This is a genomic window from Martelella sp. FLE1502 (assembly GCF_053484255.1).
Map to the genome: position 1 here is coordinate 42,705 of NZ_JBAKFQ010000017.1, position 18,679 is coordinate 61,383.

General features: G+C 62.8%; 19 protein-coding genes. 11 read left to right on the plus strand and 8 right to left on the minus strand.

All coding sequences use genetic code 11. The features are described 5' to 3' along the window. Positions 1–45: 45 nt before the first annotated feature. Positions 46–1,173 carry an ABC transporter substrate-binding protein gene (locus tag V6767_RS14970; RefSeq protein ID WP_448474210.1) on the minus strand — a complete coding sequence of 376 codons (1,128 nt, stop codon included), beginning with the start codon at positions 1,171–1,173 and terminating at the stop codon, positions 46–48. Between the two features lie 151 nt (positions 1,174–1,324). Further along, positions 1,325–1,882, minus strand: a complete 558-nt coding sequence (locus V6767_RS14975) for a TetR/AcrR family transcriptional regulator (protein WP_448474211.1) — start codon at positions 1,880–1,882, stop codon at positions 1,325–1,327. A 78-nt stretch (positions 1,883–1,960) separates the two neighbouring features. Here V6767_RS14975 and V6767_RS14980 point away from each other — a divergent pair, with 78 nt between their 5' ends. Continuing rightward, the gene (locus V6767_RS14980; protein ID WP_448474212.1) at positions 1,961–2,992 is read left to right on the plus strand and encodes an NAD-dependent epimerase/dehydratase family protein; all 1,032 of its coding nucleotides are present in this window, start codon (positions 1,961–1,963) and stop codon (positions 2,990–2,992) included. Here V6767_RS14980 and V6767_RS14985 read toward each other — a convergent pair. Beyond that, the gene (locus V6767_RS14985) at positions 2,984–3,769 is read right to left on the minus strand and encodes a DeoR/GlpR family DNA-binding transcription regulator (RefSeq protein WP_448474213.1); all 786 of its coding nucleotides are present in this window, start codon (positions 3,767–3,769) and stop codon (positions 2,984–2,986) included. The genes V6767_RS14980 and V6767_RS14985 overlap by 9 nt on opposite strands. 194 nt (positions 3,770–3,963) lie before the next feature. Here V6767_RS14985 and V6767_RS14990 point away from each other — a divergent pair, with 194 nt between their 5' ends. From V6767_RS14990 to V6767_RS15015, 6 genes are all read left to right on the plus strand, one after another. Next, positions 3,964–5,220 (plus strand): hypothetical protein, encoded by a 1,257-nt coding sequence (locus V6767_RS14990; RefSeq protein WP_448474214.1) that lies wholly within the window; start codon positions 3,964–3,966, stop codon positions 5,218–5,220. Between the two features lie 213 nt (positions 5,221–5,433). After that, on the plus strand, positions 5,434–6,822 hold the full coding sequence (locus V6767_RS14995; protein WP_448474215.1) for an amidohydrolase family protein: 1,389 nt from the start codon (positions 5,434–5,436) through the stop codon (positions 6,820–6,822). Positions 6,823–6,825: 3 nt separating this feature from the next. Further along, positions 6,826–7,800, plus strand: a complete 975-nt coding sequence (locus V6767_RS15000) for a CobW family GTP-binding protein (protein WP_448474216.1) — start codon at positions 6,826–6,828, stop codon at positions 7,798–7,800. A gap of 5 nt (positions 7,801–7,805) precedes the next feature. Then, the gene (locus V6767_RS15005; RefSeq protein WP_448474217.1) at positions 7,806–8,093 is read left to right on the plus strand and encodes a YciI family protein; all 288 of its coding nucleotides are present in this window, start codon (positions 7,806–7,808) and stop codon (positions 8,091–8,093) included. Then, the gene (locus V6767_RS15010) at positions 8,090–9,094 is read left to right on the plus strand and encodes a Gfo/Idh/MocA family protein (protein WP_448474218.1); all 1,005 of its coding nucleotides are present in this window, start codon (positions 8,090–8,092) and stop codon (positions 9,092–9,094) included. The genes V6767_RS15005 and V6767_RS15010 overlap by 4 nt, the downstream gene beginning before the upstream one ends. 202 nt (positions 9,095–9,296) lie before the next feature. After that, positions 9,297–9,944: a septation protein A gene (locus V6767_RS15015; RefSeq protein ID WP_448474219.1), complete on the plus strand. Its 648-nt coding sequence runs from the start codon at positions 9,297–9,299 to the stop codon at positions 9,942–9,944. A gap of 4 nt (positions 9,945–9,948) precedes the next feature. Here the strand turns inward: V6767_RS15015 and V6767_RS15020 are convergent, their stop codons facing one another. The 5 genes from V6767_RS15020 to ccmA are packed head-to-tail and all read right to left on the minus strand — an operon-like array spanning position 9,949 to position 12,818. Further along, positions 9,949–10,536 (minus strand): DsbE family thiol:disulfide interchange protein, encoded by a 588-nt coding sequence (locus V6767_RS15020; protein WP_448474220.1) that lies wholly within the window; start codon positions 10,534–10,536, stop codon positions 9,949–9,951. After that, on the minus strand, positions 10,533–10,694 hold the full coding sequence (gene ccmD / locus V6767_RS15025) for a heme exporter protein CcmD (RefSeq protein ID WP_448474221.1): 162 nt from the start codon (positions 10,692–10,694) through the stop codon (positions 10,533–10,535). Before ccmD ends, V6767_RS15020 begins: the two co-directional genes overlap by 4 nt. After that, positions 10,691–11,461, minus strand: a complete 771-nt coding sequence (locus tag V6767_RS15030) for a heme ABC transporter permease (protein WP_448474222.1) — start codon at positions 11,459–11,461, stop codon at positions 10,691–10,693. Before V6767_RS15030 ends, ccmD begins: the two co-directional genes overlap by 4 nt. Before the next feature lie 34 nt (positions 11,462–11,495). Further along, positions 11,496–12,155, minus strand: coding sequence for a heme exporter protein CcmB (gene ccmB, locus V6767_RS15035; protein WP_448474223.1), 660 nt, complete (start codon positions 12,153–12,155; stop codon positions 11,496–11,498). Between the two features lie 3 nt (positions 12,156–12,158). Beyond that, positions 12,159–12,818 (minus strand): heme ABC exporter ATP-binding protein CcmA, encoded by a 660-nt coding sequence (ccmA, locus tag V6767_RS15040; RefSeq protein ID WP_448474264.1) that lies wholly within the window; start codon positions 12,816–12,818, stop codon positions 12,159–12,161. Between the two features lie 281 nt (positions 12,819–13,099). Between ccmA and acnA the strand changes: the two genes are divergently transcribed. From acnA to V6767_RS15060, 4 genes are all read left to right on the plus strand, one after another. Further along, the gene (acnA, locus tag V6767_RS15045) at positions 13,100–15,793 is read left to right on the plus strand and encodes an aconitate hydratase AcnA (RefSeq protein ID WP_448474224.1); all 2,694 of its coding nucleotides are present in this window, start codon (positions 13,100–13,102) and stop codon (positions 15,791–15,793) included. Between the two features lie 313 nt (positions 15,794–16,106). Continuing rightward, entirely contained in the window at positions 16,107–16,838 is a 732-nt protein-coding gene (locus V6767_RS15050) for a hypothetical protein (protein ID WP_448474225.1), read from the plus strand. Positions 16,839–17,064: 226 nt separating this feature from the next. After that, on the plus strand, positions 17,065–17,658 hold the full coding sequence (locus tag V6767_RS15055; RefSeq protein ID WP_448474226.1) for an exopolysaccharide biosynthesis protein: 594 nt from the start codon (positions 17,065–17,067) through the stop codon (positions 17,656–17,658). Positions 17,659–17,787: 129 nt separating this feature from the next. Further along, positions 17,788–18,525 (plus strand): DUF1223 domain-containing protein, encoded by a 738-nt coding sequence (locus tag V6767_RS15060; RefSeq protein WP_448474227.1) that lies wholly within the window; start codon positions 17,788–17,790, stop codon positions 18,523–18,525. The last annotated feature ends 154 nt before the right edge of the window (positions 18,526–18,679 follow it).

Below are 18,679 nucleotides of genomic sequence, written 5' to 3' on the forward strand. Positions count from 1 at the left end.
TAAATCAAAAATTCCCGCACCGGATTTCAGGCGCGGGAATTCACATCAGAAACTGTCCTCGAAAAGCTTGTTGAGCCGGCCGATAACGGCGATGGCGGGCGCATCGGTGCGCAACGCCTCGTTGAGAACGTCGGAGGCCTCGCGCTGAAAACGGATATAGCCATTGTGGCGCGGCCGCATATAGGCGTGGGCCACGGTATCGGCGATATTGCGATAGAAGCCGTTGACGGCGCTGTTCACCTCAAGGCTTTTCCATGCGTCGGCGTGGCCGGGCTGACCGCCGGCTCCTGCGTAGAGCGTCGCCTGTACCGGGCCGCTTGCAATCCAGTAGGCATAGTCGATCGCAGCATCACGGTTTTCGCTGAAGGCGGAGACGGCGATGCCCGTTCCGCCGAGCACCGATCCCGCCGGCCCGCGCTCACCCAGCCCCGGAATATCGGCGAAGCCGAGCCGGTGGTGGCGAAACCCGTCGCGCGCATAAAGCGCGTAGCCGGCGACATAGGGCGAGATGCTCGCCTTGGTATCGGGCGCCGAAAGCGCCTCGAGCACCGCGACCGGATCCATCGCCTGATTGTCCTCGGGCACGAGCCGCGCAAGCTCCACGAGACGTTCATAGGCGGCAATGCCGTCGTCTTCGTCGATCACGTTCCCGGCGCTGTCATTGCGGCAGGGCGTGCCGGCATTGGCGGCGAGCGTGAAGAATGTCAGCAGGTTGTGCGGCGGCCTGAGCGGCAACAGCACGTGTCCTTCTTCGGCAAGTTCGATGAGGTCATCCCAGTTTTCCGGCAGGCTGGGGGCACGGTCGGGGCGGTAGGCCATGACCTGCGCGTCGACATCGATCGGAAACGCCCATTGATGCGCCTTGTAATGAAAGGCCTCGAAGGCGCCGCCAACCGACCCCTCTTTCATCGCCTCGCGCTCATCCTCCCATCCCTCGACATCGAGAGGCGCGAGGCAATTGTCGGCGGTGATCTGCCCGAGATGAGGATGATCGATGACGATCAGGTCATAGTCGCGGGCAATATCCACCGGCGTCAAATCCTCCAGCTCCTCAAGGCCGGGCTTCTCCCACTTGACCGCGACGCCGGTCTTCTGCCGCCATTCGTCCGCGCTCGCCGCCAGCGGCTCGAAGCCGCGCGGATGGGTCCAGGTCATGCCCTTCAAGGTCGTCATACAGTCAAGCTCCAATCCAGCGCCGCGACGGCGGGCGCGATCCTGCATCGATTTCAGAAATTCTGCCAACTGCAGAAGAAAGCCGAATCCCGGCGGAATGTTCCACAGGGCCTGAATTACAGGTGATGCCGAGCCGGCGCCTCACGGAGCGTCACGGCGCTGCAAGCAGCCGCCGCACGACGAAGCCGACATCGGCGGGATCGATGCGGCTGCCGGCATAGGCCCCAAACAGACCGTCGACGCAGGCAAGCACCAGATCCGCGCGGCGGGTGGCCTGATCGCGCGGCCACCCTTCGCCGGCGAGCAATTCGACGAGCCTTGCAGAAAGCCAGGCATTGATTTCCGCCAGCGCCTGTTCGGCAAAGGCCTCGGTATTGGCTAGAAGCTCGACGGCATGCGGGGAGTTGCTCAGCAGCGCCGCCATGCGGGAAAATTTGTTCTGCAGCGCCGCCGCCGCGCACTCGACAGCGCTGCCGGGCCCCTCCAGCGTTTTTTCGGCTTCCGCTTTCATGTCATCAAGCACCGCGGCGAGCGTTGCCTGAAACACCGCTTCCTTGTCCGGGAAATAGGCATAGAGCGTGGGCTTGGCGACGCCCGCGCGTTTGGCGATGCCCTGCATGGTGGTGGCGCGCAGGCCGTTTGCCAGAAACTCGACCTGGGCCGCCGCCAGTATTTTCTTCGTTCGCGCTTCTGATTTTGGAGCCGGCACTGTTTTTCCTCTTGCATATTGCCTAAATTGAACGATATGAACATATATAGTTCAAAACGTTCAATTACGGAGTCCGAAATGAACGATATTGTCCTACTGACCGGCGTTACCGGCTTTCTGGGCGGCCATATCGCCGTCGAACTTCTCAATGCCGGTTATAGCGTGCGGGGAAGCCTGCGCAATCCGGGCGAAAACGGGGAGCGGGCTGACGCGACCCGCAAGGCGCTGGAAGAGGCCGGCGCCAACACATCGCGACTTGAGTTCGTGACGCTCGACCTGACCGAGGACGAGGGCTGGTTTGACGCCGCGCGCGGCGCGCGCTTCGTGATCCACAGCGCCTCGCCCTTCGTGACCACCATGCCGAAAGATCCCGATGAACTGGTCGGCCCCGCTGTGAGCGGAACGGAGCGGGCACTGGGCGCTGCCAGGCGGGCGGGCGTCGAGCGGGTGGTGCTGACGAGTTCCTCCGTCGCAATCGTCAACGGCCGGGGACCGGCCGGCAGGAAGAATGCGCTAGGCCCCGATGACTGGCCGGACCCGGATGAGGGTCGGCTCAACGCCTATCAGCTTTCCAAAGTGCTGGCCGAGCGCAAGGCATGGGAAATCGCCGAACATGATGGCCTTGCCCTTGCCGTCATCAATCCCGGCTTCATCCTGGGGCCACTGCTGGACGACGACCCGGGCACATCCGGCGCGCTTTTCGTCAGACTGATGAAGGGCGAGGTGCCCATGCTCCCGCGCCTTCACCTGCATATGGTCGACGTCCGCGACCTCGCCCGCATTCATGTCGCGGCTCTGACGGCGCCGGATGCGCTCGGCAAACGCAATCCCGCCGCCTTTTTCGAGATGGAAATCGCCGCGCTTGCCGCGACGCTCGTCCGCGAAGTGCCCGAACGCGCCGGCAGGATCCCCACACGAAAGGCGCCCGACTTTCTCGTGCGCCTGCTGGCGCTGTTCGATGGCGACATCAGAGCCAATATCAACGAACTCGGCTACGCGCCCGCGCTCGATTCAAGCCGCGGCGCGGCGCTTCTCGGCCGCCCGCCCCGTTCCGCCGAAACCATGATCGGCGATATGGGCCGCTCGCTGGTGGCCCGGGGACTAGCCTGAAGCTGCGACCTTGCGTGCGCCCGACACCACGACTTCGGTGCCCCACTCCCGGCAGCGTTCGGCAAGCGGTGCGGCAAGCGGCTGATCGGTGAAGAAGGTGGCGATATCGGCAAGGCCTGCGATCCGCGCCGGCGCGGTGCGGGCGAATTTGGAATGGTCGGCGACCAGCACGGTTTTGCGGGCCCGGCGGATCGCCGTCTGGCTGACGCCGACCTCCATCATGTCGAAATCCAGCAGATCGCCATCGCCATCCAGCGCCGAACAACCGATCACGGCGAGATCGAACTTGAACTGCTCGACAATGCGGTTGGCGAGCGGGCCCACCAGTCCGCCATCGGCCCGACGCAGCTGCCCGCCGGCCACCACGATCTCGCAGCCCGGATTGGCGACCAGAATATTGGCGACATTGATGTTGTTGGTGACGACGACAAGGTTCTTGTGGCCGAGAAGCCGCTCGGCCACCGCCTCCATCGTGGTGCCGATATTCATGAAGATCGCAGCGTTTTCCGGGATCGCCGCGGCGCAGGCCTCGGCAATCGCCGCCTTTTCGGCGGCATAGAGCGCGCGGCGGTCATCATAGCCGATATTGGCGGTGCCCGACGGCAGCACCGCGCCGCCATGAACGCGGGTGAGCTTGCCCCTTTCGGCGAGGGTCAGCAGATCGCGACGGATGGTCTGCACGGTGACGCCGAGGCGTCTTGCGGCATCCTCGGCCACAATCCGGCCCTCTTCGCGGGCCATCTGCATCAGATCGTCAAGGCGGAACGTTTGCGACACGGCCTTCCCCGGTTTGGCCGTGATCTTCCACGGCGCGTTCACTCTCATCCGCAAAAGAGGCATTTTTCGCCACGATTTGCAACGGTTTGAACCGGTTATGCGTTGAACGATGCGACTGACGGTATTTTGCCTTGATCGCGCGGCTGAAACACTGTCAAAAGCGATAAGCCAGCTTCAACGGACGGGAAGATAAAGTGAGCGGACTTGAAACAGCCATCAGGACAGCGCTGGAAAACACGGACCGGCGGGACGCCAACCAGCGCGCCCGGGTCTATCAATCCGCACGGCAGGCGCTGGAAAAGGGCCTTGCCAACCAGAACATAACCGAGCCCGGCGCGGTTGCCCGCCAGCGCCGCAGGCTCGACGACATCATCACCGCCATCGAACAGGAAGAGGCGGCTGCCGCCCGTAAGGCGCGCGAGGCCGAAAAGGCCCCTGCCCGGCCCATGTTCGACGATCCCTTCGCCGTCGGCCGCGCGCCGGAAAAGCCCGCCCCCTCGCTCGAAGACGAGATTGGCGCGATCACGCCCGGCGAGAGCTTTACCGCCGAACCGGCTTTCGACGACGAGCCGGACGCGCATTTCGCCTATCCCGAAAGCCCGGTGATCGCCTCGGAGGAGGCCGACAATGTCGATTTCACCGAGGCCGGCTTCACCATGGCGCCGCAGGTGGAAAGCGGTCATCTGGACCGCGAGGCGCTTTCGCCAATGGGCGATATCGCGGTGACGAACGAAGACCGCGCGCCGCTTGCCGGCAGCGTGAAGGCCGATCCGCGCCCGCGCCGCATGACGCGTAAACAGCGCAAGGCGGCGGCGAAGGCCGAGAGGCACCAGAAGCCGGTCAGGCGGCGACGCACCCTCACCACCATGATGATCGGCGTGATCGTGATCGCCTTCCTGCTGCTTGGCGGATGGTGGGTGGTCGATTCCAATTTCGCGCTCAATCCCGAACGCCTCGACACGGCCGTTCCCAATCCCGCCCCACGCATCGAGGCCGAGGATTTCGAAGGCGCTTCTGGGTGGACCACGATCTTCCAGCCGGGCACCGCGAATGTGCTGACGCCGGGTTCCCAGGCAAGTCTTGAGACCGTCACTTTCGACGATGCGCCTGCCGTGGAGATCGCCTCCAACGCGACCGGCGATGCCGGCGCGGTGGCGATCGCGCTGCCGGTTGCCGTGCGCGGCATGCTGGAAAGCGGACCGGTGCTGATTGAAATCAGTGCAGTCGCGCCTGATGGCGGCGGTCAGCCGGTCGGCATTTATTGCGCCGACGGCACGATCGAGGGCTGCCAGCGCCACCGCTTCACCGCCACCGCCCATCGCGACAGCATGGTCATCCGGCTCGATCCAAGCCAGGGCGTGCTGCCGAGCCGGCTGATGATTCTAAGCGACCTCAACGGCGCCGGCACCCCGCTCGACATCTTCGCCATCCGCGCCCGCGAAGCCGAGTAAGGCTACCACCGTTTTATCCCCTGCCCGAGCCGCCATTCCGGCGGCTCTTTCTTTTTGTGCGACCAGAGCGTTTCGCGCACCCATTTTTTCATTTCGGGAATTTTTTCGGGCAGTATCGTGTCTCGAACGGCCATTGATGGAGAGAGCAAGGCCGGCATTGGCTGAGAGGACGCCGCCGGCCGCAAGAACAATTCGGCTATGGAGGAGGCCAGCATGTCACGCAAGGTCATCACGAACGCGTATATTATCTCGATCGATCCCGAAATCGGCGTCGTGCCGCGCGGTGATATTCTGATCGAGGGTTCGAAGATCGCCGCGATTGGCCCCAACATCGATGCCGGTGACGCAGAGGTGATCGACGGCGAGGGGAGGATTGCTATTCCCGGCTTCGTCGATACCCACCGCCACACCTGGCAGGCGCTGCTGCGCGCCACCGGCGCGGACTGGACGCTGGCGCAGTATTTCGCGGGCGTGCGCGGCGTGATGGGCGATCTCTACACGCCCGACGACATGAAGATCGGCAACCATCTTGGCGCGATCGCAGCGCTCGATGCCGGCATCACCACGCTTTACGACTGGTCGCACAACAACAACACGCCGGACCACGCCTCCGCCGCGGTGGAAGGCCTGAAGGCGGCCGGGATGCGCGCCGTGTTCGGCTATGGCAATTCCAACGCCGAATGGGTGCCGGTCAGCGACAAGCCGACCGATTTCGAGGACGTCGCCCGCGTTCGCCGCGAATATTTCTCCTCCGACGATCAACTCGTGACCATGGGCTTTGCCGCCCGCGGCAACCAGTTCGCCACAATGCGCGTCACCCGCGAGGACTTCGTCAAGGCGCGTGATCTCGGCCTCAGGATCAGCGTCCATGTGGGCGACGGGCTCTGGGGCATGAACAAGCCGGTGGTGGAACTGCTCGGCGAGGGCCTTGCCGGATCGGACGTCACCTATGTGCACTGCAACTCGCTGCATGACGAGGATTTTCGGGTCATCGGCGATACCGGCGGCACCGCCTCGATTTCGCCCGAACTCGAGCTGCACATGGGCCACGGTTTCCCGGTGACGCTTTCTCTGCTCGGCGTCGGCGTGCGCCCGTCGATCTCGATCGACGTGGTGACCACCGTGCCGGACGATATGTTCTCCGCCATGCGGGCGCTGCTTTCCAGCACGCGCGCCGTGGTCAACAACCAGGCGCTGATCGACAAGGTGATCGTCGACCCGCTGCCGCTGATGGCGACCGACGTGCTCGAATTCGCAACGCTTCAGGGCGCGATCGCCTGCGGGCTTGGCGACCGGACCGGCTCGCTGACCGTCGGCAAGGAGGCAGACATTGTCCTGGTCAACTGCAACGCGCTCAACACCATGCCGATGAACAACGCCTATGGCATCGTGGTCGAGGCCGCCCATACCGGCAATGTCGAAACGGTGATCGTCGGCGGCACGGTGCGCAAGCGTGATTTCAAGCTGGTCGATTTCGACCATGCCGGCTTCAAGACTAGGGTGGAGACGGCCCGCGACCGGTTATTCGAACGCGCCGGCGTTCCCGCCGACGGCTCCTGGCTGCCGCGCCCGTTCGAGGCCGCCGACGACAGCGAGTTTTAGGCCATGACGCGTGACCGACCCACGCTTTCCGTGATCGGCGGCGGGCTTGGCGCTGGCAAGTCGACGCTGATCGCCGGCCTGTTGGCGCGGCCCGACATGGCGAAAACCGGCGTGGTGGTGAACGAGTTCGGCGCCTTCGGCGTCGACGACCTGCTGCTTTCTGCCGCCGCGCCGAGGACCAGTCTGGCGCTGCTGCAGAACGGCTGCATCTGCTGCCGGCCCGGAAACGACCTGTCGGAGGTCGTCCGCAACATGATAGCGGCGGCCGAGACGCCGCTCCGGCGCATCCTGGTGGAGACCTCCGGCGTCGCCGATCTTTCCGCCGTCATCGCCCGCATCGGCGCCGATCATGTTCTGCGCGCGCTGGTGCGCCTCGACGCGGCGATGGCCGTCGTGGATGCGACCGCGCCTGACGACGCCCGACCGGAACATCTCGCCGCCGCCGACCGGATCGTTCTCTCCAAGACCGACCTCGTCCCGGCCTCACGCGCCGACGACATCCGCAGAAATCTTGCCGGTATGAATCCGACCGCGCCGCTTTTTGATGCGGCCGCCCTGCCCGGCCCGGAGGTGCTGTTCAATGCCGGGCTGATCGACAGCGCAACCGGCGCGGTGCAGCCGAACCGCTGGCTGCGGGCAACCGGAACCGTGCATGTCCATGACAAGGACGCCATCCGGTCCTGGGTGATCGAGTTTTCTCCGCAGCGCTGGACCGTGCTGACCGAACAGATCGCGCGCATGAGCCGGGCGGCCGGGTCGGCGCTTCTCCGCCTCAAAGGAATCGTTGTCGATCGCGACGACCCGCGTCCGCTCGCCATCCAGATGGTGCGCGACCAGATCTACCGTCCGGTGCGGCTCACGCCGGAGACCGGCGGCGGCGTCAGCCGGATCGTGGTCATCGCCCGCGCGCCGGCCACGCCGGCCATCGAAGCTTTCGCCGCCCGTCTCGGCGCGGCGCCTGTCCATCACAAGGAGTGATCTTCATGCATTACATCGTCCATTGCCTCGATTACGAAGGCAACGTCCAGAAACGGCTGGATCACTATGACGCCCACAAGGCCTACCTCGCCAGCAATCCGATCAAGACGCTGATCTCCGGTCCGCTGCTGGCCGATGACGAGGAAACCATGATCGGCTCCTGTTTCCTGGTGGAGGCCGATAGCATGGACGCGGTGATGAAATTTCATGAAAACGATCCCTTCCACGCCGCCGGCCTCTGGGAGAAGGTCTCGATCCGTCCGTTCAACAAACGCGTGGACAACCGCTCATGAGCGCCCCGGTCCGTATTGCGCTTGTCGGCCTTGGCTGGTGGGGCCAGAAAATTTCCGCCGTGCTGAAGGCCGCGCCCGATGACGTCACCATCGTTCGCGCCGTGGAGCCGAACGGCGAGATCGCCAGCGCCTTTTCCGCCGCCCACAATGTGCCCGTCAGCGCCGATCTTGAGACGGCGCTGGCCGATTCGGCGGTGGAGGCCGTGCTGCTGGTCACGCCCCACAAGCTGCACGCGGAGCAGATCGCCGCTGCGGCTGCCGCCGGAAAGCACGTGTTCTGCGAAAAGCCGGTTGCGATGACCCGGGTCGGCGCGGAGGCCGCCGTCAAAGCCGTCGAGGCCGCCGGCCTCATCCTCGCCACCGGCCACGAACGGCGCTACGAGCCGCCGATCGCGGCCATGATCAGGGCCGCCGACGCCGGGGACTTTGGCCGGCTGATGCAGTTCGACGCCACCTTCAGCCACGACAAGTTCCTGGCGCTCGATCCGACCAACTGGCGGCTGGGCGCGGAGGACGCGCCGGCGGCCGGCATGACGGCGACCGGCATCCATCTCCTCGACCTCGCCGTCCGGCTGATGGGGCCGGCCAAAAGCGTTGTCGCCTCATGCGAGACGCTTGCGTCCAGCCTGCCGCAGGGCGACACGATCTCGACCTTCATCTGCTTTGCGGGCGGCGGCACGGCCACGATCTCGGCCAATCTCGCCATGCCGTTCGTATCGCGCTGCTCTCTGTTCGGCTCGAAGGCTTGGGTCGATATCCGCGACAAGGCCCATGTCGAAGCCCCGGACGGCTGGATCGTCACCAGCGCCTCGACCGGCAGCAAGATCGCGGTTGAGGAAATCGGCCCCGCCGAACCGGTGCGCGACAATATCGTCGCCTTCGCCGGCGCAATCCGCGGCAAGACCCCCTACCCGATCACCACCGCCGAGATGATCAACACCGCGGCGCTACTGGAGGCGGTGATCGAAAGCAGCCGAACCGGCGAACGGGTTCTTCTCTAGAACATTAATGAAGAGGCGCCGACAGCGCCCCTTCAGTCTTTTCAGTGGCTTCCCGACGGTAGCCCTGCGACAGAACGCAAGCGCTCTCTCATGCTGAACGCCATTTTTGCGCCTCACATACCCAAATTCGCCGCTTTTGGGGTTGATGAGGCGCGGCCGACAGGCCAATTAGCAGATCACACCCAAAAGAACCGGCGGGAACATGAGCGAGACGACCAAGAAACTGACCACGGAGCAGAAGGAAGAACCGTTCCTGAAGCTTGCCTTCGAACTCGGCCCGCTGATGGTGTTCTTCTTCGCGAATTTCCGCGGCGAATGGCTGATGAACACCTTTCCGGCGCTTTCCGTGTTCGGCACGCCGCTTCTGGTGGCGACGGCGCTGTTCATGATCGCGACCCTGATATCGCTGATCGGATCGCGCATCGTGCTCGGCAATATTCCGCTGATGCCTCTGGTTTCGGGCGCGGTGGTGATGGTGTTCGGCGCGCTGTCGATCTGGCTGCAGGACGAGACCTTCATCAAGATGAAGCCGACCATCGTCAACGGCCTGTTCGCCGCGGTCCTTCTCGGCGGGCTCGTGTTCGGGCGCTCGCTGCTCGGCTACGTGTTCCACTCCGCCTTCAAGCTCGATGACGAGGGCTGGCGCAAACTCACTTTCCGCTGGGGCGTGTTCTTCGTGTTTCTCGCCGTGCTCAACGAAGTGGTCTGGCGCAATTTCTCCGCCGATTTCTGGGTCAACTTCAAGGTCTGGGGCACGATGCCGATCACCATCGCCTTCACGCTTTTCCAGATGCCGCTGATCAACCGGCATACGGTGGACCCGGCGGAAGAGGAAGCGGAGGAGAGCTGAGGTCTCAGTTCATCAGCTTCGATGCCGGGCCGATGCTGCGGTTGATCACCGGCAGGATTTCCTTTTCATAGGACCCCTGGTCGATCGGGCCGATCTTCTTGAAGATGATTGTGCCGTCGGCGCCGACCACGAAGGTCTCGGGAATGCCGTAGACGCCCCAATCGATCGCCTCCGCGCCATTCTCGTCGACGCCGATCGCGGCATAGGGATTGCCGAGCTCGTTCAAGAACTTCAGCGCGTTGGCCGGCTTGTCTTTGTAATTGATGCCGACGAGGTTGATCGCCGGATCCTTCGACAATTCCATGAGATAAGGGTGCTCGGCCCGGCAGGGGATGCACCATGAGGCAAAGACGTTCACCAGCGTGAACCGGCCTTCGATTTCACCGTCGTTAAGCGCCGGACGGTTGCTGCCGTCGAGCGCGGGCAGATCGATCGCAGGCGCCGGCTTGCCGATGAGGACGGAGGGAATTTCGGACGGATCGTGGCCCGAGACGAACTGCCAGCCGAACACGCCGAAGAGCCCGGCAACCACGACCAGCGGAATGGCCGCGACGAGATAGCGGCGCGTTTTGCCCTTCTCGCTTTCGCTCATGAACGCCCCCGGACGCTGCGGCGGGCGGCGCCTGCCTTTTCCAGGGCGTCAAGCTCGCGCCGTCTGGCACGGCCGTCGATGAGCAGCCAGAGCACCAGCGCGGCGAATACCAGCGCGGTCGCGCCATAGGCGGCGTAGATAAAGAAGGCGTGGCTCAATGGGTCATCCTCGGCGCTTCCGCCCGGCTGGCCGCGACCCGGCGCATGGCGGAAACGCGGCGGCGCAGGATCTCGTTGCGCATGGCGGCAAGATGCATGGTGAAAAAGGCAAAAGTGTAGGCGAGCGCCATCACCCCGAGCGGCCAGAGGAACACCGGATCGATCGTCGGCCCGTCCAGCCGGATCACGCTTGCCGGCTGATGCAGCGTGTTCCACCAGTCGACCGAGAACTTGATAATCGGGATATTGACGACGCCGATGAGAATCAGGATCGCGGCAAGGCGGGCGGCGCGCTGGGGCTCGTCCACCGCGCGGTGCAGCGCGATGATGCCGAGATACATCAAAAACAGGATGAACACGGAGGTCAGCCGCGCATCCCACACCCACCATGCGCCCCACATCGGCTTGCCCCAGAGCGAGCCGGTCAGCAGCGCCAGAAAGGTAAAGGCGGCGCCGATCGGGGCAGCCGCCTTGTGGGCGACATCGGCGAGCGGATGACGCCAGACCAGCGTGCCGAGCGCGGCAATCGCCATCACCACATAGCACATCATCGAAAGCCAGGCGGCGGGCACGTGGATATACATGATCCGCACCGTATCGCCCTGCTGATAATCGGCCTCGGAGGTGAAGGACAGCCACAGCCCGACGGCGAAAAGCGCGACCGTGATGGCGATCATGAAGGGCTGCACCCGCCTGACGAGGCCCAGAAACCGGGTCGGGTTCGCAAGCCCCGAAAACATTCCGCCCTTTACCGTCGTCTGGTTCATCGCCGTCACCGTTTCCTCTTGGGCATGGTTTCGCTCAATCATCCGCCTGACGCAAGGCCACAGCCGCGGCAACCGGGCCGACCACCGCAAAAAACAATGTGATCGCGATGAGCAGCAGGAAGGGCGGCAGGAACGGATCGATATCCGACGTCACCGCATAGCTCGCGCCGACGCCAAAAATCAGCACCGGGATTGCAAGCGGCAGGATCAGGATCGGCACCAGCAGCCCGCCGCGCGGCAGCGAAACCGCGATCGCCGCCCCCGCCGCGCCGATAAAGGTGATCGCCGGCGAACCGACGAGAAGCGTGACGAAGGCCGCGCCAAGTCCAAGCGGGCCGATATTCATCAACAGACCCATGGCCGGGGACAGGATCACCAGCGGCAGCACATAGCCCGTCCAGTGCGCCAGGCATTTGACCAGCACGATCAGCACCAGCGGCTCATCGCGCATCTTCAAAATGTCGAGCGAGCCGTCGTCGCGCTCGGCGCGGAACATGCGGTCGAGCCCGATCAGCGTCGACAGCAGCACCGCGATCCACACCATGGCCGGGCCGATCCGCGCCAGCAGCGCCAGATCGGGACCGACGCCGAAGGGCACGACTGCGATCACCGAAAGAAAGAACAACAGGCCCACCAGCGCCCCGCCGCCGGCGCGGACAGACAGAAGCACATCGCGGCGATACAGCGCCCACATCGCCTAAGCCTCCGCATCCATGAACGGATCGGCGGCAAGCCGCACCGGGCCGGCAAAGCGGATTTCCTTCGCATTTACGAGATCGAGCGGCTCATGGGTCGCCGCGATCACGATCCCGCCTGCGGCAAGATGCGCATTCATGAGGCCGGAAAACAGCGTCTTCGCCGCGCTGTCGAGTGCCGCGGTCGGCTCGTCGAGCAGCCATACCGGGCGATGGCTGCTGAGCAGCCGCGCAAAGGCGATCCGCCGCTTCTGGCCCGCCGAAAGAAAGCCGAAGGGCAGGTCGAGCACATCGATCAGGCCAACCGCATCGGCGGCATCATCGACCGCCATGCCCGCGCCGTCGCCGAAATCGCCCGTCAGCGCCTTCCAGAAGACGAGGTTTTCGCGCGCGGTCATTTCCGGTTTCATCGCGTTCAGGTGAGCAAGATAGTGGGCGGCGAAGGCAAGCGGCAGGGGTTCGGCGCCCTCCCCGGCAGAAAACCAGGCCTTGCCCTCAGCCCCGCCGACAAGCCCCAGCATTGCCCTGAGCGCGGTCGATTTTCCCGCCCCGTTCGGGCCCGTGAACACCAGGCTTTCGCCGGCGCCAAGCGACAGCGAAAGCCCGCTGAAGATCAGCATGTCGCCCCGGCTCACGGTCAGATCATCGGCCCTGACGGCAATTGTCATGATGTCTCTGTCCCTGGAGCCGTCTCTGCCGCCCGAACGGCAAATTTAAAAAAAATTCAAATTTCAACACAGTTGATCTGGCACCTTTCTTAGAAATTATCTATAAGATGCGCAACCACGCCAGCGGCCGGCGTGAATCACATCCTTGCGCCGAACCTGGGACATTTGTCCCACGTGCGGACAGCGGAAATGGTCGTACCCGCATCCTGATGTCGTAAGTACATGGGCGTTCGCACGGCTGGTCTAGGCCAATCAGAATGAGCGGGGTTTTATCCGTGGCTAAATCACTGGACAGTTTTGAATGTCGTTCCACACTCGATGTGGACGGAAAAGAGTATGTCTACTACAGCCTGCCGAAGGCTGAAGCGAACGGGCTCGAAGGCGTCTCGAAGCTTCCTTTCTCCATGAAGGTTCTTCTCGAAAACCTCCTTCGCAATGAAGACGGCCGCTCGGTCACCAAAGACGACATTCTTGCTGTCGCCAAGTGGCTTAACGACAAGGGCACCGCCGGCGCCGAAATCGCCTACCGCCCGGCCCGCGTGCTGATGCAGGACTTCACCGGCGTTCCCGCCGTCGTCGACCTCGCCGCCATGCGCGACGGCATCGTCAATCTCGGCGGCGATCCGGAAAAGATCAACCCGCTGGTGCCCGTCGACCTCGTGATCGACCACTCGGTCATCGTCGACGAATTCGGCACGCCGCAGGCCTTCGCCCACAATGTCGAATATGAATACAAGCGCAATGGCGAACGCTACCGCTTCCTGAAATGGGGCCAGCAGGCGTTCAAGAACTTCCGCGTCGTGCCGCCCGGCACCGGCATCTGTCACCAGGTGAACCTCGAATATCTTGGCCAGACCGTCTGGACCAAGGAAGAGGACGGTTCGGAAATCGCCTATCCCGACACCTGCGTCGGCACTGACAGCCACACCACGATGATCAACGGCCTCGGCGTTCTCGGCTGGGGCGTTGGCGGCATCGAGGCGGAAGCCGCGATGCTTGGCCAGCCGGTTTCGATGCTGCTGCCGGAAGTCATCGGCTTCAAGCTCACCGGCCAGCTCAAGGAAGGCGTCACCGCGACCGACCTCGTGCTCACCGTCGTCCAGATGCTGCGCAAAAAGGGCGTCGTCTCGAAGTTTGTCGAATTCTTCGGCGCCGGCCTTGATTCGATGACGCTCGCCGACCGCGCCACCATCGGCAATATGGGCCCGGAATACGGCGCGACCTGCGGCTTCTTCCCCGTCGACTTCGAAACCCTGCGTTACCTCGACATGTCGGGCCGCACCAAGGAGCGCATCGCGCTGGTCGACGCCTATTCGAAGGCGCAGGGCATGTACCGCGAATCGGGCGGCGAAGACCCGGTCTTCACCGACACGCTGGAACTCGACCTCGGCGACGTCGTGCCGTCCATGGCCGGCCCGAAGCGCCCGGAAGGCCGCATCGCGCTGGAAAACATCGCCTCCGGCTTTTCCGAAGCGATGGTCGACATGTACAAGAAGGACAAGGGCGAGATCGACAAGCGCTATGCCGTCGAAGGGGCCGATTACGATCTCGGCCACGGCGATGTCGCCATTGCCGCGATCACGTCCTGCACCAACACCTCCAACCCCACGGTGCTGATCGCCGCCGGGCTTCTCGCCCGCAACGCCGTGGCGAAGGGCCTGAAGACCAAGCCCTGGGTCAAGACCTCGCTCGCGCCCGGATCGCAGGTTGTCGCCGAATATCTCGAAAAGGCCGGCTTGCAGAAGGATCTCGACGCGCTCGGCTTCAACCTCGTCGGTTTCGGCTGCACCACCTGCATCGGCAATTCCGGTCCGCTGCCAGGCCCGGTCTCCAAGACCATCAACGACAAGGGCCTGATTGCCGCCGGCGTTCTGTCCGGCAACCGTAACTTCGAAGGCCGCATCTCGCCGGACGTTCAGGCCAACTACCTGGCCTCCCCGCCGCTGGTCGTCGCCCATGCGCTGGCCGGCACGGTCAGAAAGGACCTGACCACCGAACCGCTCGGCGAGGACAAGGACGGCAACCCGGTCTACCTCAAGGACATCTGGCCGTCCTCGAAGGAAGTGCAGGAGACGATCGAGAAATACGTCACCCGCGAACTCTACGAGACCAAATATGCCGACGTCTTCAAGGGCGACGAAAACTGGCAGGCGGTGCAGATTCCCGACGGCCAGACCTATGCCTGGGACGACAACTCGACCTATGTCCAGAACCCGCCTTACTTCGTCGGCATGGGCAAGACGCCGACGGCCGTTTCCGACATCAAGGATGCCCGCATTCTCGGCCTCTTCGGCGACAAGATCACCACCGACCACATCTCCCCGGCCGGTTCGATCAAGGCGCAGTCGCCCGCCGGTGAATACCTCATCGGTCACGGCGTCGGCGTTGCCGACTTCAACCAGTACGGCACGCGTCGCGGCAACCATGAAGTGATGATGCGCGGCACCTTCGCCAATATCCGCATCCGCAACCACATGCTCGGCCCGAACGGCAAGGAAGGCGGCTACACCATCCACTATCCGTCGAAGGAAGAGATGTCGATCTTCGACGCGGCGATGGAATACAAGAAGGAAGGCGTTCCGCTCGTCATCTTCGCCGGCGGCGAATATGGCAATGGCTCCTCGCGCGACTGGGCGGCCAAGGGCACCAACTTGCTTGGCGTGCGCGCCGTGATTGCCGAAAGCTACGAGCGTATCCACCGCTCCAACCTCGTCGGCATGGGCGTCATTCCGTTCACCTTCGAGGGCGGCGCGACGTGGGAAAGCCTCGGCCTGAAGGGCGACGAAACCGTCTCGATCGAAGGCCTCGCCGACATCAAACCGCGCGAGAAGAAGATCGCCAAGGTCACCTTCGCCGACGGCACGGTCAAGGACGTCCCGATTCTCTGCCGCATCGACACGCTCGACGAACTCACCTACGTCAACAATGGCGGCATCCTGCAGACGGTGCTGCGCGACCTGGCGGCGTAAGGCTGTTCCTCAGGGATTGAAAACGATGGGCCGGGCGCTTCAAACGCCCGGCCCATTTGCTATCGAAGGCCTTGACAGATACGTCCGTCATGCTGGGCCCGACCGGGCATCCAAGGCCAAATCTTGAGGGCTATCAAACGCCCCTCTCTACGCGCAGCATTCTGTAGCCCTGGACCCCGGATCAAGTCCGGGGTGACGGACAAAGGGGCAGGAAAGTTCAAAGCGTCTGCAAGATGGTTGGTCAGACGGCTGGCCGGGCGATGCAAACCGCCCGTTTTTTTGTAAAGTGTTGCGGCAAGAGAGGGCTAATCCAATGGATGAGAAAGAAAGAAAAGCACCACTCCCCCCGAGGGAACTCAGCGTCCATGAGGAAACTAAGAACCTCTGGAACGACATTATTGCGCAGTGGGAGAAAGGCTGGCACGCCGAAACTCAAGTTGAGAGAGTCGATCAATTGATTGAACACCATCGCGTAGAAATTTTTGAGAAGAAGGCTATGGACCAGCACTATGACTGGGAAACAGACTGGTTAAACGCTTTTAGACTTCACAACATTAAACGTGACTTCGTTTTGAATCGGAGAGCCCACAACGATGCGCTGAAGGCTCTTTGGTTGGAATGGTATCAAGAAACAACCAGCGGCCTGCGATCGCTATCACTTGAAGCTCTTCGTGGAATGATTTTGGTGGATGGAGCCGCAATCTTGGCATGCTTGGCAATCTTGTCCGGCGAAGTTACGACACCGTCCGCATCTGCGATTTTGGCTGCAAAGTTAATGCTTCTTTTGTCCGTAGTAAGCCTAATTCTTATGGCAACAGGACACCTCATATCGGCAATGAGATTAGTATCAATCACCGGCAGAGTCAGAGGCGCTCTTGTCGGTTTTCAAAGGCATAGTCGGTTATATGCAATAGGCAGATACCTTGAGCGCTACCACGACCGCGTTATAAATATCTCGAACTGGCTCATATATTCGTCAATAATAGTATTTTCGGTCAGCGCCTTTATAGCGTCTATTATACTCATTTTAGGGATCGGCGATTAAACCATCTTTTCTGAAATGCTAGCCTGATTGTCAGAACAAATAAATGCACAGCAGTAGCGAACTGCAATGCAATTACGATCGCAGAAAATTTGGTTTCGATCGAATCGCCTATCTCGCAGAGAAAGCTCCCGCTTCGTGAATCTTTCAATCGTGCAACCGGAACGTTGTCCGGCCACCGGCGTTCACCCGATAGCACCCGAAGAGAGCCAGACCGGCGGAGCACCACGTGAGCGACAGCAACGAGCAAGACCCGCGATCGCTGAGCGGCATCACCAAGGAAGCGCTGGACCATGCCGAGGGCGAGCAGGTTTCGGTGGACGACATGCTTTCGACCTTCGGGTCGGCATCCTTCGTGCCGCTGCTGATCCTGCCCTCCTTGCTGGTGATGTCGCCGCTTGGCGGGGTGCCGGGGCTCTCCTCCCTGTTCGGGATCATGATCGTGCTGATCGCAGTTCAAGGGCTGATCGGGCGGAACAGCATCTGGTTACCCGGTTTCATTCGTCATCGTTCGATCGCACGCGACAAGGCAACCAAGGCGATGAAAAAGATCTTGCCCGTCACGCGTTTCATCGACCGCCACTCGCACAGGCGGCTCTCCTTCCTGTTCCAAAGCCCGCTTGATCGCATTCTGCCGCTTGCCTGCGTACTCGCCGGCGCGCTGATGCCGGTTTTAGAACTGGTGCCGTTCGCCTCCGCCTTTCTGGGCCTCGCGGTCACGCTGATCGCCTATTCGATGCTCAGCCGCGACGGGCTGTTCGCGGTGCTGGCGATCATTCCGGTTGCGGGGGCGCTATGGGTCGGCAAGACCGTGATCCTGTAACCTCACACGCGTTTTTCACCCCATCGTGACTTTCCGTTGAATTTGTAAGGCGCTAGATTGGCCGCCATGTTCGATACGCGTCGGCCGCCATGGCCACGCAGCGATTGCAAACCGGTGAAGGCTCCTGCCGTGCTGAAGCAGACGATCATATCGGCCGCCGTTCTCGCGGCGTTCGCCGCCGCCGCGGCGCATGCCGGCAAAATAGAAAAGCCGCTCGGCGTGGTGGAACTGTTCACCTCGCAGGGCTGCTCCTCCTGCCCGCCGGCCGACAAGGCCGCGGCGGCGCTTGCGGACCAGGGCGACGTGATCGTGCTCAGCTACCATGTCGACTACTGGAATTATCTCGGCTGGACCGACACGATGAGCAGCCCGGAAAACACCAAGCGGCAGTATGATTACAGCGCCGCGATGGGCCGTTCCGGCGTCTACACGCCGCAGGCCGTGGTCAACGGGCGGGCCGAGATGGTCGGCACCAGCCTGGACAAGCTGCGCGGAACGATTGCGGATCTCAAATCCGATGACAAGGGCTTGACCGTGCCCGTCAGCCTGCGCAAATCCGGCGACGAGGTGATCATCGATATCGGCAGCGGCAAGGGCAAGGCGGATGTGCTGGTGGTCTATTTCAAGAGCCGCGAACAGGTCGCGATCAAGGACGGCGAGAACGAAGGCCGGACCATCGATTACCGCAACATCGTCACCGATGTGCAGACGGTGGGCATGTGGCACGGCGAGGCCACCAAGGTGACGCTGCCGGCGCGCGTGCTGGAACCGCGCGAGAGCGACGGCTGCGCGATCCTGCTGCAGGCCACCGACGCAGACGGCAATCCCGGCGCAATCTTCGGCGCAACCATGGTGAGCGCGGACTGAGCCGCACGCGTCCCGAAAAGCCGAAAAAGCCGCCGCTCCAGCACTTTCCGCCCGCTTCAGTGCGGAAAATTAACAACTTCTTTACCATGTTGCGCGAATCCTTGTCCCAGGACTTTTGATGCGGTTCTGCGCGCCGGGGGATTTGCGCGCAGCC